This is a genomic window from Nesterenkonia sp. LB17 (assembly GCF_022565915.1).
In the GTDB taxonomy this organism is placed as follows: domain Bacteria; phylum Actinomycetota; class Actinomycetes; order Actinomycetales; family Micrococcaceae; genus Nesterenkonia.
Map to the genome: position 1 here is coordinate 804501 of NZ_JAJOYX010000001.1, position 14733 is coordinate 819233.

Genomic DNA, 14733 nt, shown 5'->3' on the forward strand with positions numbered 1-14733 from the left:
CTGAGCCCGGCTGTCCAGTCGAACCGTGCTGGGCGGCCGGGGGAGCGAGTCTCGTAGAGTAGGGCACGAGACTCACTCGCAGCGCGCACCCGCTCATGCACATCTGAAAGGTCACCATGACGTTCCATCACACCCCCCACCCGACGCCCACCTCGCCCGAGCGGCTGCAGCAGATCCTGGCGAACCCGGGCTTCGGGACGAACTTCACCGACCACACCTCGGTGATCGACTGGACGTCGGAGGGTGGCTGGGGCAACGCCCGGGTGGAGCCCTATGGCCCCATCTCGCTGGACCCGGCGGCGGCGGTGCTGCACTACGCCCAGGAGGTCTTCGAAGGCATGAAGGCCTACCGGCACGCCGACGGGGGGATCTACACCTTCCGCCCGTGGGAGAACGCCCGACGGCTCAACCGCTCGGCCGTGCGGATGGCGCTGCCCGAGCTCCCCGAGGAGCTCTTCATCGAATCTCTGGAGGAGCTGGTCCAGACCGACAAGGACTGGGTCCCCGACGGCGACGGCGAGGCGCTCTACCTGCGGCCCTTCATGTTCGCCTCCGAGGCGTTCCTCGGCGTCCGGCCTGCCAACGCGGTCTCCTACCGGGTCATCGCGTCTCCGGCCGGAAACTACTTCGGCGGCGAGCTCAAGCCGGTGCGCATCTGGGTCTCCCGCGACTACATCCGCGCCGCCCCCGGCGGAACCGGCGCGGCCAAGACCGGCGGCAACTACGCCGGCTCTCTGGCCGCCCAGCAGCAGGCCACCGCCAAGGGCTGCGATCAGGTGCTCTTCCTGGACCCGCTGCGCGAGAACGCCATCGAGGAGCTCGGCGGCATGAACGTCTTCCTGGTGACCGCCGACAACAAGCTCATCACCCCCGCGCTGACCGGCACGATCCTGGAGGGCATCACCCGCGCCTCGGTGATCCAGCTGGCCAAGGACCGCGGCATGGAGGTCCAGGAGCGGCAGGTCACCCTGGAGGAGTGGGACGCCGGCATCACCGACGGCAGCATCACCGAAGCCTTCGCCTGCGGCACCGCCGCGGTCATCACCCCCATCGGGGAGCTGCTGGACGGGGAGCGCAGCATCGCCTCCGCCGGCACCGGAGCGGTCACCCTCTCGATCCGCGAGGAGCTGCTGGGCATCCAGACCGGCACGGTCCAGGATCGCCACGACTGGATGCACCGCCTCGCCTGAGCCGCTGGAGAACGGACCACTGCGGAACGTGCAATGCGCGTGGGCGATAGAGTTGGCCCATGCGCATTGCTCGTTTTGTCACGGACGCCGAACCCTCCTACGGTCTTGTCACCGGGGAAGAGGGCGAAGAAACCATCATCGGGCTCAACGGAGACCCGTTCTATCAAGGGATCCAGCAGACCGAGACCACCCACCGCCTCGAAGACGTGCGGCTGGTCGCCCCGATCATCCCGCGCTCGAAGGTGATCGGAGTGGGTCGCAACTACGCCGACCACGTCAAGGAGATGGGCGGAGAGATCCCGGTCTCGCCGCTGCTGTTCCTGATCCCCAACACCGCCGTGGTGGGCCCCAACGAGCCGGTCACGCTGCCCTCCTTCTCTGAGGAGATCAGCTACGAGACCGAGCTCGCCGTCGTCATCGGGCGCATCTGCAAGGACGTGCCGGTGGATCGGGTCCAGGAAGTCATCTTCGGCTACACGGTCGCCAACGATCTCACCGCCCGCGATGCACAGCGCACCGACGGCCAGTGGGCCCGCGCCAAGGGCTTCGACGGCTCCACCCCGCTGGGCCCCTGGATCGAGACCGACCTCGAGCCCGAGGGCCTGCGGATCTCCGGACGGCTCAACGGCGAGACCGTCCAGGACGGCTCCACCTCCGAGATGATCTTCGGCGTGGCCGAGCTCATCGCCTACATCTCCCAGGCCTTCACCCTGCTCCCCGGCGACGTCATCCTCACCGGCACCCCGGCCGGCGTCGGGCTGCTCGGCGCCGGAGACCGCTTCGAGGCGGACATCGAAGGCATCGGCACCCTCGTCAACCACTTCAGGAACTGATTCCACACATGACTGTCACTTCTGCTGCACCGTCCACCGAGATCCCCGCCGTCGACCCGAGCACGCAGGTCCGGGTCCGCTTCTGCCCCTCGCCCACCGGCACCCCGCACGTCGGGCTGATCCGCACCGCCCTGTTCAACTGGGCCTACGCCCGCCACACCGGCGGCAAGATGATCTTCCGGATCGAGGACACCGATACCGCCCGGGACTCCGAGGAGTCCTACCAGCAGCTGCTCGAGGCGCTGCGCTGGCTCGGCATCGACTGGGACGAGGGCGCCGAGACCGGCGGCCCGCACGCCCCCTACCGGCAGTCCCAGCGCGGTGACTTCTACGCCGAGGTGCTCAGCCAGCTGCTGCAGGCGGGATTCATCTACGAGGCCTTCTCCACCCCGGAGGAGGTCGAGGCACGCCACCAGGCCGCCGGACGGGACCCGAAGCTGGGCTACGACGGCTTCGACCGGACGCTGAGCCAGGAGCAGATCGACGCCTTCCGTGCCGAGGGCCGCGAACCGGTGCTGCGCTTCCGGATGCCCGAGGAGGACATCACCTTCACCGACGTCGTGCGCGGCGAGATCACCTTCGGCGCCGGGTCCACGCCTGACTTCGTGGTGGCCCGCGCCAACGGCCAGCCGCTCTACACCCTGGTCAACCCGGTGGACGACGCCGCCATGGAGATCACCCACGTGCTGCGCGGCGAAGACCTGCTCTCCTCCACCCCGCGCCAGGTGGCGCTCTACCGGGCGCTGCACGCGATCGGCGTGGCCAAGCACATGCCGGTCTTCGGTCACCTGCCCTACGTGATGGGGGAGGGCAGCAAGAAGCTCTCCAAGCGGGACCCGGAGTCGAACCTCTTCCACCACCGCGACCGCGGCTTCATCCCTGAGGGTCTGCTGAACTACCTGGCGCTGCTGGGCTGGTCGCTCTCGGCCGATGAGGACATCTTCACCGTGGAGCAGCTCATCGAGCACTTCGACATCGCCGACGTCCTGGCCAACCCCGCACGCTTCGACGTGAAGAAGGCCGAGGCCATCAACGGCACCCACATCCGTCGCCTCCAGGCCGCAGACTTCCGCGACCGCCTGGTGCCCTACCTGCAGGCCAGGGGCCTGCTGGGGGAGCAGCTGGCGCCGGGACAGGCCGCCCTGCTCGACGGCGCGGCGCCCCTGGTGCAGGAGCGCATCGCGCTGCTGGACGAGGGTGCGGACATGATGGCGTTCCTCTTCACCGACGACGCCGACCTCGCCATCGAGGACAAGGCCTTCAGCGGGCTCGGAGATCAGGTCTTCGAGACCCTGGACGCCTCCATCGCGGCGCTCAGCGACATCGAGGACGCCCGGTGGAGCACCGAGGTGATCGAGGCTGCGCTGCGCGAGGCGCTGCTGGAGGGGCTCGAGCTCAAACCGCGCAAGGCCTTCGGCTCGGTGCGCTCGGCGATCTCCGGACGTCGGGTCTCCCCGCCATTGTTCGAATCCATGGAGCTGCTGGGACGCGAGTCCTCGCTGAGCCGGCTGCGCCGGTTCCGGGAGCTCGTCGCCGCACGCGGCTGATCTGTTCCACTCACCGGTGGCGCCGGGCTCATTTTGTGCTTGGGCGCCACCAGTGTGTATAGTTGATTCCCGTTGCTCGGCGCGGAAATATGGCCGCTGCGACGGCGTTGACAAGCGAATATTGGGCTATGGTGTAATTGGCAACACAGCGGTTTCTGGTACCGTCGTTCTAGGTTCGAGTCCTAGTAGCCCAGCGGAGACGCTTACATGGTCTCTATCACAGCAGGATCGGCCCTCGGCGACGGGGGCCACAGCTATGGAATACGGCCCCATCGTATAGCGGCCTAGTACGCTGCCCTCTCACGGCGGTAACGCGGGTTCGAATCCCGCTGGGGTCACGGCCGTATGTCCCCCACGCTCCTCGGAGCGCGGGGGACCTACATTCCACAATGCAGGACCCTCCCGCCGCGCGGGAGGCACAAATTGATAAGGCCCCATCGTATAGCGGCCTAGTACGCTGCCCTCTCACGGCGGTAACGCGGGTTCGAATCCCGCTGGGGTCACCACGGCTCCGCAGCGCAGACCCCGTGTCTGAGCAGCGGAGGCTGAGGAATTTCTCATCGCAATGCCCGTCCCTTGAGGGGGCGGGCATTATGCGTCTCTCCGGTTGTTGTCCGGCGAGCTGATGGTGGCCGAATTCCCTGCGGGTCTCCTCCGCGGGTCTCCTCCGCCGGTCTCGGCCGCCGGCGGCTACGCCAGTGCGGTCCCGGTCAGGGCGAGCGCGACCCACATGCCGTTGAACACCATGTGAACCAGCACGGCGCCCCAGATCCGACCGGTGAAGAGCACGAGCATGCCGCAGGTCAGACCGACGAGCGCGAGATAGACCGGTTCGTCCCAGCGGTTCATCCCGTTGACGGCATGAAGCGCCACGAAGGCAGCGGTGGAGGCGAGGATGGCGAGCAGGCCGGCCTCCACGCCGCGTCGGGCCATGCGGTACACGGACACCAGCACCACGCCGCGGAAGAGGAACTCCTCCACCAGCGGCAAGATCAGCACGGGGGCGAACAGGCCGAGGAGCAGCCACGTCGCGTTGATGCTGAGGTCGCCGTTGAGGGTCGGGTAGGAAGGCAGCCCACCAGGACTGCCGGCGGCCACCTCGAGCCACCCCTGCACGATGCGCAGCAGGACGCCGAGGCCGAGACCCCACAGGATGTCGGTCCACCGGAAGCGAAAGAGGCCGCGGGGACGGGAGCGGGCAATGGCGATGACCACGGGCACAGCCATGCCGATCCACAGCAACAGGGACGACAGCACCGGCCCGAGCGGAGCTTCCAGCTGGGTCCGGGCAGCCACCGAGAGCACCAGGGCCGCGCCGACGGCGACCGCGGTGTAGGCGAGAACCGTGCCGTTCCAGGCGCGTGCCGTCCGGCTGCCCTCGAGCCAGGTCCGTGTTCCGCGGGCCCGCCGCTCAGCGGAGGAAGCGTGCTTCACCGCGACGGGCGTGACGTGCTCTGGGGTGGGCGGTTCGATGCGGCTGGTGGTGCGATCCGTCTCGACGGCGCTGTTTGGGGACTTCACCCGGCTAAACCTACCTGAGAGACGCGGGCGTGGCCGCGGGTCCGCCCGCGTGCCACGACTGATCATTCGGCCGACAGGGCGAGCCTGTGGATTGCCATAGGATGGCCCCCATGGTCAGGAAGCGACAGCATCGGCGCAGAGGCGCAACAACACGGGTCTCCGCCGGACGGATCGTGCTCGCGCTGGTCACCACGCTCGCGCTCGGGTTCGTGGTCGTGCTCGCCTGGGCCGGAGTCGGTGCCGTCCGCGCGCTGCCGCACATCGAGCGCGCCCAGCAGGTGGCTGCAGGACTTGACATGCAGTCCGTGCTCGCCGGCGACACGTCGCAGGTCGACGAGCTGCAGAACGAGCTGGCCGCCGCACGCAGCAACACGTCCGGGCCTGCGTGGAGGCTCGCCGAGGGCGTGCCGTGGGTGGGCCCGCAGTTCACCGCCACACGCACGCTCACCGAGACGCTCGACGATCTCGCCAGCGACGGGCTTGCCACCGCGGCCGAGGCCGGTGACGGGGTGGACGCGCTGCTGCCGCGCGAGGGCCAGGTTGATGTCGCCGGACTGAGCGCGCTCAACGCGCAGGTCGAGTCGGCGCTGGTCTCCGTGACCGACGCTCGCGCCCGCCTCGCGACGATCGAACCGGCCCGCGTCGTCGGTCCGCTGCGGGACGGCACTGCGCAGATCGATGAGCTGCTCGCTGAGATCGAGCCGACGCTCGAAGGCACCTCCCGTGCGACCTCGCTGCTGCCCGGGTTCCTCGGCGCCGAGGGGCAGCGCGAGCACCTGCTGCTGCTGCAGAACAGCGCCGAATGGCGATCCCAGGGCGGCATCATCGGATCGGTCATCAAGCTCACCGCGACCGATGGGGAGATTGAGTTCAGCGATCAGCTGCCCGGACGCAGTTTCAGCAGCGAGGAGGCTGTCACGCCGCTCGAGTTCGACACCGAGCTGATCTTCGGCGACCGGCCCGCCCGCTATATGCAGAATCCCACCATGATTCCCGACTTCGCCGAGGCCGCGCACGTGGCCCGCGAATTCTGGAAGGCCGATCAAGGGGGCGACCCGACGGGAGTGATCGCGATCGACCCGGTCACGCTCTCCTACCTGTTGGAGGCCACGGGCCCGTTGGAACTGCCCACCGGTGACGTGATCTCCAGCGAGAACGCGGTGCAGCTGCTGCTCAACGAGGCCTACCTGCGGTACGAGGACCCCGCCGAGCAGGACGTATTCTTCGGTGTCGCCGCCGATGCCGTGTTCGAAGCCCTGCTCAGCGACGACGTGGACCCGGTCACCGCGGTGCAGGCCATCACCCGGGCCGTCGACGAGCGCCGCCTGCTGGTGTGGAGCGCCGACGAAGAAGAACGTGCGCTGCTCGAAGACACCTCCGTGTCAGGCGCAATGCCGGTCAGCGACGACGACAACACCGCGTTCGGCGTGTATCTCAACGACGGCGTCGGGGCGAAGCTCGACTACTACATGGCAGCCGGCTCGAGCGCCGCCTGGTGCAGCGACGCCACGGCATCCCTGCGCGTGACCCTGCGCAACGACGCCCCAGAAGACATCAGCGACTACCCCGACTACCTGCTCGGCACATCAGGCGAGGAGACCCAGAGCGGCGTCCCACGCGGCATCAATCGCACGCTTGCCTACGTCTACCTCCCCGAGGGGGCCGAACTGACCGGCGATGCCGGTGAGGCGCAGCTCGCGGGTCAGCACGACGGCCGCAACGTCTACGAGTGGACCACCGACCTCGCGCCGGGGGAGTCTGCCACGCTCGACGTGCAGGCGCAGACGGATACCGGGGACCAGTTGGATGTCGTTTCGACCCCCGTGTTGACCGACGTCGACGTCGAGCCGGAATGCTGAACTGACCGTTTCTCTTCGGCAGTCAGCGCCTGAGGCGTACGGCAGATGACAAGCGTGTTATCTTTTCCTTTGGATAGAGCAGATATCGGGTGTGTATCCCTGAGAAATTTGCATTTCACCGGTGACGAACCGTAGATTGAATGGTGTCACTCAGCCCCAGCAAGACCGGGAGCGGGAGATGCCTGGCGACTCTTCACGGAGATTGCTTTAAACCAATATTCCTGCAGCTTTGAGGTAGACCCCATGAAGAAGACCTTCGCAAAGACCCTTTCAGTCGCCGGCATCGTCGGGTTTGTGGCTCTCGCCCCGGCCCCCGCCATGGCCTACGCACCGACCCCGACGCCCGACAGCATCACGGTTTCGATCAACACGCCCATCACCGTGGTCTTCAGCCCGATCTTCATCGCGGGTGAGGACGTCAACATCGTGCTGACCGGCATCAACGGCAACACCCAGAGCCTCGCCTCTGTCGGTGCAGTCTCCAGCACTGATGTCACCAAGACCGCCGGCCCGAACGGCGACGTCTCCGCTGAGCCCACCTTCAACAGCGACGCCTCGGGCTCCTACGAGCTCACCGCCACCGGCGCCGAGAGCGGCCTGACCGACACGGTCACCATCACCATTGCAGGCACCGACGATTCCGGCACTGATACTGCCGGCACCGGTACCGACGCAGCCAACACCGGCGTCAACGGCGCCGGCACAGACGGCGCCGACGCAGCAGGCACCGACGCCTCCGGCGCAGACGCAGCCGGCGCCGGCGACGAGCTCGCCGCCACCGGCCCGGGCTCGATCGGCATCCTGGTCGGCGGCGCAGCACTGCTGCTCGTCGGCGGTGCCATCCTCGTCGCTCGCTCACTTCGCAACCAGAAGTCACACGCCTGACGAGTAAGCTTCACTCTCTGCGCTCTGCGCCCGCTTCCTGACGGAACGGGCGCAGAGCGCTTTTGTATGCGTGGTCCTGGACCACGCATTGAGGGGCGGATTCTCCGTGCATCTCATGGGCTTTTCGGCCCAGAGTGCTCGGAGAATCCGCCCCTCGACGTGGGAGGAGTGGGTCAGTCGTCTTCGGCCTCGCCGGTGAACTTCAGCACCGAGGAGGAGTCGTCGAGCTCGGCGTCGCCGATGACCACCAGGCCGCCGTTCTGCTCCAGGATCACCGCCGAGACCTCCTTCAGGGAGCCGCGGGAGGAGGAGCGCACCGCGGTGTGGATGTCGTCCTCGACCAGCTGGTGCTTGCGCAGCGCCTTGCGCTGGAACTTGCCCTGGTAGTAGATCAGCACCGGGGGCGCGTCCAGGATCCGGCGCATCTTCGGGGAGCGGCCGCGCATCCAGGCCATGAGCCACTGCAGCAGCACCAGCAGCAGCACCGTGAGTATCGCCTGGCTCAGCGGCACATCGACCGCGGTGAGGGTACGACCGAACGCCGAGCCGATGGTGACCGCCACGATGAAGTCCAGCGGCGTCATCGACGCCATCGTCCGCGGGCCGGAGAGTCGGAGAATGATGAGCAGGGCTATGTAGCCTGCGGTGAGTGTGATGACGGTGTGGATGATGGGATCCCACCCGTCCCAGAATTGGGTCATGTCCATCGGCTGACCCTTTCACCTCGCTGTGTCGGTGTCCACCGGAAGTGTCCACCGGCACAGCGAACACGATGGGGTTGTCCCATATGCTCCCCGCCTCGACTCGAGAGTGATGAATGTCTCACTGAGAATCGGTGCTCGTCGCGACCTCTTCGGGAACTCGGTATACCTAATTTCGACTCGGCACTAAGTAGTAGGAAGCAGGTCGCCTTGGCATTGACGGTAATTGAACCTATCTTTTGTCTGAGGGTTTTCGACACAGAGGACGCTGTGTATTGTAGAGCCGGACTCTTCGACCGTGGATTGACTGGTCGAAGGCCCGGATGAGGAATGAGAGACGTCTGTCGAGCTGGATAAACTGGCGGGGCGAATTGCATGAGGGGCGGGCGTCCTGCGCCGCGCGATGATGAAGACATGAAGGTGGGGCATGAGTGAACATCACGACGACGCCGACCCCCGGCTGACTCCAGCGGGGCGTCTCCAGGCGAGCTCGATCGCCGAGCCCGAATCTGATCCGGCGTCCAAGCAGGGCCCCGCGAGGCGTTCCGGTCCAACATCCCAGCGGGGGGCCGAGCTGCTGGGCGCCGCCCTCGCAGATGAGCTCAGCGAGGCCGAGCAGCAGGAGCTGGACGCGATGTGCGCACAGGACCCGCAGCTTGCTGAGGAGCTGAGCGCGCTGCGCGAGTTCCGCACCACGCTGCGCCGCGGCCTGGGTTCCCGGCATGAGGAGGCCCCGCCGGTCCCTCCCGGCTCTCTGGAGCCGCTGCGGTTCAGCGACCGAGGCATTGAGGTTGACGGGGTGCTGATCGCCCGTGACCGGGGCACCGAGGCGGTCGTGGAGATCGATGGGCTCACCGGCGAGGGCTCCTTCACCGTGGCACTGGTGGCCGCGGATGGGCAGGAGATCGAGTCAGCGTCATTCCTCGGTACCGAGGTGCCCCTCGAGTGTCGGATGGGCTGGGCGGTGCTGCGTGAGGACGTGGAGCGCCTGGAGATCCGCGACGATGCGGGTGTTGCGGTCCTGGCGGCTGAGCTCCCCGATGTCCAGTGACCCTGATGCAGAATGATTCCCATGCAGAATGAGTCCGAGCGCCAGCGATCCTGATGTTGAGTGCCCCTGATGCTGAATGACCCTGACGCGCTGAGCGTGGGGGAGTCCGGTGAGGACGCGGTCCTCGCCGTCATCCTTCAGGAGCTCGGCGATCTCCACAGCCGCGAGACCGACCTGGCCGCGCTTGCCCTGGCCTCCGGTGACGACGCGGCGGTGCTGGCGCTCCCCGACGACGGCGCACCCGCCCGCATCGCGCTCACCACTGACACCCTGAGCCAGGACCAGGACTTCCGCGCGAGCTGGTGGACCGCGCCGGATCAGGGCGCCCCGATGGGCCGAGCCGTCGGGCTCAAGGCCGCCGCACAGAACCTCTCCGACCTCAACGCCATGGCGGCGACCCCCATCGCCCTTCTGGTCAGCCTGACGCTGCCCGAAGCCACACCGCTGGACTGGGTGCGCGGGTTCTACCGCGGACTCGCCGAGGCGATGCGCCGCGAAGGCGCGGGACACTGCCACATCGCCGGCGGCGACCTCGGCACGGGCCCCGGCATCTCGGTGACCCTGACCGCCGTCGGGCGGCTGCCTGCCGGTCGGGCGCCGCTGCGCCGCACCGGCGCCCGACCGGGAGACCAGCTCGCCGTCTCGGGCCCCCTGGGCGCGGCCGCGGCAGGATTGGCGCTGCTCGAAGCCGGCCACCCCTGTGCCGAGCCGCGGCTCTCCCGGCTGCGCGACGCCCAGATCGCTCCCGCACCGCGCCTGACCACCGGCGCCCAGGCCCTGGCCGCCGGGGCCACCGCCGGCATGGACCTCTCCGACGGACTGCTGCGCGACGCCGGACGGATCGCCCGAGCCTCCGCCGTGCGGGTGCTCCTGGACGAGACCGCCCTGGCTGAGCAGGCTGCTGCTCTGCTCCCGGCCGCAGAGGCTCTGGGACTCTCGGCGACGCAGGCGCACGCGCAGGTGCTGCGCTGGGCCGCCGCCGGGGGAGAGGACTACGAGCTGCTCGCCAGCTTCCCCGCAGACGTGACGCTTCCGGCAGGCTTCCTGAGGATCGGCGAGATCCTGGACGTCGCAGAGACCCCCGAGGCGGGCGAAGAAGCCGGATCAGACGCCGATGGCGCCCGCGAGGTGGTCCTCACGGGCGCCATCGGTGATCGTGGCTGGGATTCGTTCAGGCGTCGTTGAAGATCCGACCCAGCTGGGCGAAGCGCCAGCCGGCGCCTTCCCATTCTTCGGCGCTGAGCACATTGCGCGCGTCGATGAACTGCTTCTGCGCCACCAGGGGCTCGAGGTCGCTGGGGGTGAGCGCCTTGAACTCGTTCCACTCGGTGGTCAGGACCACCAGGTCCGCGCCGGTGACAGCCTCGATGAGCGAGTCCACATAGCCCAGGCGCGGGAAGCGCTTGGCCGCATTGCGGTTGCTCTCCGGGTCATAGACGGCGACGTCGGCGCCGGAGCTGAACAGCCGGACGGCCACATCCAGACCGGGGGAGTCGCGGACGTCGTCGGAGAGCGGCTTGAACGCCACACCCAGCACCGCGATGCGCTTGCCGGTGAGGTCAGCGTCGAGGATCTGCTCGGCGAGGGTGACCACCTTGTCGCGGCGGCGCAGGTTGATCTGGTCCATCTCATCCAGGAAGCGCATGGTGTGGTCCAGGCCGAGCTCGCCCACGCGGGTCTGCAGGGCGCGGATGTCCTTGGGCAGGCAGCCGCCGCCGAAGCCGACGCCGGCGTTGAGGAACTTGCGCCCGATGCGGGTGTCGTGGCCGATCGCGTCGGCCAGGGTGGTGATGTTGCCGCCCACGGTCTCGGTGACCTCGGCGAAGGCGTTGATGAAGGAGATCTTGGTGGCCAGGAACGCGTTCGCGGCGACCTTGACCAGCTCGGCGGTCTCGAAGTCGGTGGTGATCCAGGGGGTCTCCCGGCTCAGCGCCTCGGAGTAGACCTCGCGCAGCACGGCCTCATCGGCCTCCTCGGCGGTGCCCACGACCAGCCGGTCGGGACGCAGCGTGTCTTCGACGGCGAAGCCTTCACGCAGGAACTCAGGGTTCCAGGCGAGGGTCACGCGCACACCCTCGGCGGACTCTTCCTCGACCAGGGCGGCCAGCCGCCGGGCGGTGCCCACCGGGACGGTGGACTTGCCCACGATCAGCGCGTCCTTCTTGATCGCCCTTGCCAGCGAGCTGGTGGCGGCGTTGACGAAGGTCATGTCCGCGCCGGTGCCGCCGGCCTGCTGCGGGGTGCCCACGGCGATGAAGTGCACGTCGCCCCAGGCGCCGACCTCTTCGAGATCGGTGGTGAAGCGCAGTCGACCCGAATCCACGTGCTTGCGGATGAGCTCCGGCAGGCCGGGTTCATGGAAGGGAAGTTCGCCGCGGGAGAGCGAATCGATCTTCTCCGGGTCGATGTCCACACCGAGGACGTTATAGCCCAGCTCTGCCATGCATGCCGCATGGGTGGCGCCGAGGTAGCCAGTTCCGATGACGCTTATATTCTCAATCACGCCCTCATCATAAAGGCGGGACCGAGATTCCTGGGAAATGCCTCCAGGCGGGCGTGCCTCGGTCGTTGTGCCTGGGCTACTGCTCTCCCAGCCCGTGTTCGGCGGCGTCGGGGTTCTTGCGCACCAGCTCGGTGAGCTGATGCGCCGCCTGCACGACGACGCCGGCGTACTGCCGTCCGGGCTGGCGGGTCAGCCGCTCGATCGGTCCCGAGATCGACACCGCAGCGAGCACCCGTCCCGAGGGTCCGCGCACCGGGGCTGAGACCGAGGCGACCCCGGCCTCGCGCTCCCCGAGGGACTCGCCCCAGCCGCGTCGTCGCACCCCGGCGAGCACCGTGGGGGTGAAGCGGGCGCCCTGCAGGCCCTCGACCAGGCGCTCGTGGTCCTCCCAGGCCAGCAGCACCTGGGCGGCGGAGCCGGCCTTCATCGAGAGCTGGGTGCCCACCGGGATCGAGTCGCGCAGCCCGATCGGCCGCTCCGCGGAGGCCACACAGACCCGGGCGTCGCCCTGCCGGCGATAGAGCTGGGAGCTCTCGCCGGTGGCGTCGCGCAGCCGCAGCAGGATCGGGCCCGCCGCGGTGACCAGCCGGTCATCGCCGGCGGCCGAGGCCAGCTCGGCGAGCCGGGACCCGATCACATAGCGTCCACGCACGTCGCGGCTGAGGAAGCGGTGATGGACCAGCGCGCTGGCCAGCCGGTGCACGGTGGGCCGGGCAAGTCCGGTGCATTCCACCAGCTGGGCCAGCGAGGCCGGACCGGCTTCCAGGGCGTCCATGATCATCACCGACTTGTCCACCACCCCGATCCCGGAGGGGGAGTGCAGCGGCCGCGGCGGATCCGCAGGCAGCGTGGGCGGAGTCGTGCCGGCAGCGTCTGCCGGGGGCAGCTTCTGCGCCACCATCCGGCGCGGACCGGTGCCGCCGGCCGCGGAGGCGGCGGCACGGGAGGTCTGGGGCGAGTACTGCTCACCGGGCCGGGGGGAATAGGGCAAAGCTGGCATGTGCTCATGATACTGGTAATCGCCCACGCGATCTCAGATAATGAGACCTGTGCGTGGGGGTATAGAAGCCGCCGTCCAATGGTGGTTCTGTAGAGAGTGAGCCAATCAGGAGGATCCCATGGCGAACAAGCCACTCACGTTGCCTGAAAAGGTCTGGCGCGACCACGTCGTCGTCCCCGGCAAGGAGTCAGACGGTCAGCGGTCCCCGGACCTTCTCTACATCGACCTGCACCTGGTCCACGAGGTGACCAGCCCGCAGGCCTTCGAGGGTCTGCGCCTGGCCGGCCGTCCGGTCCGTCGCCCGGATCTGACCATCGCCACCGAGGACCACAACACCCCCACGCTGGAGATCGACAAGCCGATCGCGGACCCGATCTCGCGGAAACAGGTGGACACGCTGCGCGCGAACGCCGAGGAGTTCGGCGTCCGGATCCACTCCCTGGGCGACGCCGACCAGGGGATCGTCCACGTGGTGGGCCCCCAGCTCGGACTCACCCAGCCCGGCATGACCGTGGTCTGCGGTGACTCCCACACCTCCACCCACGGGGCCTTCGGCGCCCTGGCGATGGGCATCGGCACCTCCGAGGTCGAACATGTCCTGGCCACCCAGACCCTGCCGCTGAAGCCGTTCAAGACCATGGCGATCACCGTCAACGGCTCGCTGCGCCCCGGCGTCAGCTCCAAGGACATCATCCTGGCGGTCATCGCCGAGATCGGCACCGGCGGCGGACAGGGCTACGTGCTCGAATACCGCGGCAGCGCCATCGAGGAGCTCTCCATGGACGCGCGGATGACCATCTGCAACATGTCCATCGAGGCCGGCGCCCGGGCCGGGATGATCGCCCCGGATCAGACCACCTTCGAGTTCATCAAGGATCGCCCGCACGCCCCGCAGGGCGAGGACTGGGACTCGGCCGTCGAATACTGGGAGTCGCTGCGCACCGATGACGGCGCCGTCTTCGACGCCGAGGTGATCCTCGACGCCGACACCCTGGACCCCTTCGTCACCTGGGGCACCAACCCGGGCCAGGGCGTGAGCCTCAACGGCGCGGTCCCGGCCCCCACCGACTTCACCGACGACGTCGCCCGCGAGTCCGCCGAACGCGCGCTGACCTACATGGACCTGGAACCGGGCACCCGGATGAAGGACATCCGGGTGGACACCGTCTTCCTGGGCTCCTGCACCAACTCCCGGATGGAGGATCTTCGTGCCGCCGCGGAGGTCCTGGCCGGCCGCGAGAAGGACCCCGAGATTCGGATGATCGTGGTCCCGGGCTCCGCGAAGGTCCGGCTGCAGGCCGAAGCCGAGGGCCTGGACAAGGTGTTCAAGGAGTTCGGCGCCGAATGGCGCTTCGCCGGCTGCTCGATGTGTCTGGGCATGAACCCGGACCAGCTGGCCCCCGGAGAGCGCTGCGCCTCCACCTCGAACCGCAACTTCGAGGGTCGGCAGGGCAAGGGCGGCCGGACCCACCTGGTCTCCCCGGTGGTGGCCGCCGCCACCGCGATCCGCGGCACCCTCTCCGCGCCCGCCGACCTCCTCGTCCCCGCCTGAACCTCGCTCACCGACACCTCTGAGCCTCGCTCACCGACACCCTGAGCCTCGCTCACCGACATCTCTGAGCCTCGCTCTGAACTGCTGAGAA

12 protein-coding genes and 3 tRNA genes are annotated in these 14733 nt (G+C 68.3%); 11 read left to right on the forward strand and 4 right to left on the reverse strand.

Going from position 1 to position 14733, the window contains the following annotated elements:
• Positions 1–116 precede the first annotated feature (116 nt).
• The 6 genes from LTH96_RS03655 to LTH96_RS03680 all read left to right on the forward strand — a co-directional run bounded on the left by LTH96_RS03655 (position 117) and on the right by LTH96_RS03680 (position 4076).
• Positions 117–1190, forward strand: a complete 1074-nt coding sequence (locus LTH96_RS03655; protein WP_241464380.1) for a branched-chain amino acid aminotransferase — start codon at positions 117–119, stop codon at positions 1188–1190.
• Between the two features lie 59 nt (positions 1191–1249).
• A complete protein-coding gene (locus LTH96_RS03660; protein ID WP_241464381.1) occupies positions 1250–2023 on the forward strand; it encodes a fumarylacetoacetate hydrolase family protein in 774 nt (257 codons plus the stop codon).
• Positions 2024–2031: 8 nt separating this feature from the next.
• Complete coding sequence (gene gltX, locus LTH96_RS03665) at positions 2032–3570, forward strand: glutamate--tRNA ligase (RefSeq protein ID WP_241464382.1); 1539 nt, start codon at positions 2032–2034, stop codon at positions 3568–3570.
• 122 nt (positions 3571–3692) lie between these two features.
• Positions 3693–3764, forward strand: a tRNA-Gln gene (locus LTH96_RS03670).
• Positions 3765–3835: 71 nt separating this feature from the next.
• Positions 3836–3908, forward strand: a tRNA-Glu gene (locus LTH96_RS03675).
• Positions 3909–4000: 92 nt separating this feature from the next.
• A tRNA-Glu gene (locus LTH96_RS03680) sits at positions 4001–4076 on the forward strand.
• A gap of 184 nt (positions 4077–4260) precedes the next feature.
• Here the strand turns inward: LTH96_RS03680 and LTH96_RS13185 are convergent.
• Complete coding sequence (locus LTH96_RS13185; protein ID WP_241464383.1) at positions 4261–5091, reverse strand: type II CAAX endopeptidase family protein; 831 nt, start codon at positions 5089–5091, stop codon at positions 4261–4263.
• A gap of 110 nt (positions 5092–5201) precedes the next feature.
• On the opposite strand from LTH96_RS13185, the gene LTH96_RS03690 reads away from it, so the two are divergent.
• Together LTH96_RS03690 and LTH96_RS03695 are read left to right on the forward strand one after the other, a co-directional pair.
• Positions 5202–6950 carry a DUF4012 domain-containing protein gene (locus LTH96_RS03690; RefSeq protein ID WP_241464384.1) on the forward strand — a complete coding sequence of 583 codons (1749 nt, stop codon included), beginning with the start codon at positions 5202–5204 and terminating at the stop codon, positions 6948–6950.
• A 243-nt stretch (positions 6951–7193) separates the two neighbouring features.
• A complete protein-coding gene (locus tag LTH96_RS03695; protein ID WP_241464385.1) occupies positions 7194–7835 on the forward strand; it encodes a hypothetical protein in 642 nt (213 codons plus the stop codon).
• 173 nt (positions 7836–8008) lie between these two features.
• On the opposite strand, the gene LTH96_RS03700 is transcribed toward LTH96_RS03695, so the two are convergent.
• Positions 8009–8542 carry a DUF421 domain-containing protein gene (locus LTH96_RS03700; RefSeq protein ID WP_241464386.1) on the reverse strand — a complete coding sequence of 178 codons (534 nt, stop codon included), beginning with the start codon at positions 8540–8542 and terminating at the stop codon, positions 8009–8011.
• Positions 8543–8963: 421 nt separating this feature from the next.
• Here LTH96_RS03700 and LTH96_RS03705 point away from each other — a divergent pair, with 421 nt between their 5' ends.
• On the forward strand, positions 8964–9587 hold the full coding sequence (locus LTH96_RS03705; protein ID WP_241464387.1) for a hypothetical protein: 624 nt from the start codon (positions 8964–8966) through the stop codon (positions 9585–9587).
• Between the two features lie 69 nt (positions 9588–9656).
• The gene (thiL, locus tag LTH96_RS03710) at positions 9657–10772 is read left to right on the forward strand and encodes a thiamine-phosphate kinase (protein WP_241464388.1); all 1116 of its coding nucleotides are present in this window, start codon (positions 9657–9659) and stop codon (positions 10770–10772) included.
• On the opposite strand, the gene LTH96_RS03715 is transcribed toward thiL, so the two are convergent.
• A complete protein-coding gene (locus tag LTH96_RS03715) occupies positions 10759–12090 on the reverse strand; it encodes a UDP-glucose/GDP-mannose dehydrogenase family protein (protein WP_370644372.1) in 1332 nt (443 codons plus the stop codon). The two genes, thiL and LTH96_RS03715, sit on opposite strands and share 14 nt — an antisense overlap.
• Positions 12091–12166: 76 nt before the next feature.
• The gene (locus LTH96_RS03720) at positions 12167–13090 is read right to left on the reverse strand and encodes an IclR family transcriptional regulator (protein WP_370644373.1); all 924 of its coding nucleotides are present in this window, start codon (positions 13088–13090) and stop codon (positions 12167–12169) included.
• A 118-nt stretch (positions 13091–13208) separates the two neighbouring features.
• Here LTH96_RS03720 and leuC point away from each other — a divergent pair, with 118 nt between their 5' ends.
• Positions 13209–14642 carry a 3-isopropylmalate dehydratase large subunit gene (gene leuC / locus LTH96_RS03725; protein ID WP_241464389.1) on the forward strand — a complete coding sequence of 478 codons (1434 nt, stop codon included), beginning with the start codon at positions 13209–13211 and terminating at the stop codon, positions 14640–14642.
• Positions 14643–14733: the final 91 nt, after the last annotated feature.

Excerpts from the sequence above, each read along its gene's own strand:
- LTH96_RS03705 (WP_241464387.1), top strand. The coding sequence starts at position 8,964 with ATGAGTGAACATCACGACGACGCCGACCCCCGGCTGACTCCAGCGGGG.
- LTH96_RS03690 (WP_241464384.1), top strand. The coding sequence starts at position 5,202 with ATGGTCAGGAAGCGACAGCATCGGCGCAGAGGCGCAACAACACGGGTC.
- LTH96_RS03660 (WP_241464381.1), top strand. The coding sequence starts at position 1,250 with ATGCGCATTGCTCGTTTTGTCACGGACGCCGAACCCTCCTACGGTCTT.
- LTH96_RS03695 (WP_241464385.1), top strand. The coding sequence starts at position 7,194 with ATGAAGAAGACCTTCGCAAAGACCCTTTCAGTCGCCGGCATCGTCGGG.
- gltX (WP_241464382.1), top strand. The coding sequence starts at position 2,032 with ATGACTGTCACTTCTGCTGCACCGTCCACCGAGATCCCCGCCGTCGAC.
- leuC (WP_241464389.1), top strand. The coding sequence starts at position 13,209 with ATGGCGAACAAGCCACTCACGTTGCCTGAAAAGGTCTGGCGCGACCAC.
- LTH96_RS03655 (WP_241464380.1), top strand. The coding sequence starts at position 117 with ATGACGTTCCATCACACCCCCCACCCGACGCCCACCTCGCCCGAGCGG.
- LTH96_RS03720 (WP_370644373.1), bottom strand. The coding sequence starts at position 13,090 with ATGCCAGCTTTGCCCTATTCCCCCCGGCCCGGTGAGCAGTACTCGCCC.
- LTH96_RS03700 (WP_241464386.1), bottom strand. The coding sequence starts at position 8,542 with ATGGACATGACCCAATTCTGGGACGGGTGGGATCCCATCATCCACACC.
- thiL (WP_241464388.1), top strand. The coding sequence starts at position 9,657 with ATGCTGAATGACCCTGACGCGCTGAGCGTGGGGGAGTCCGGTGAGGAC.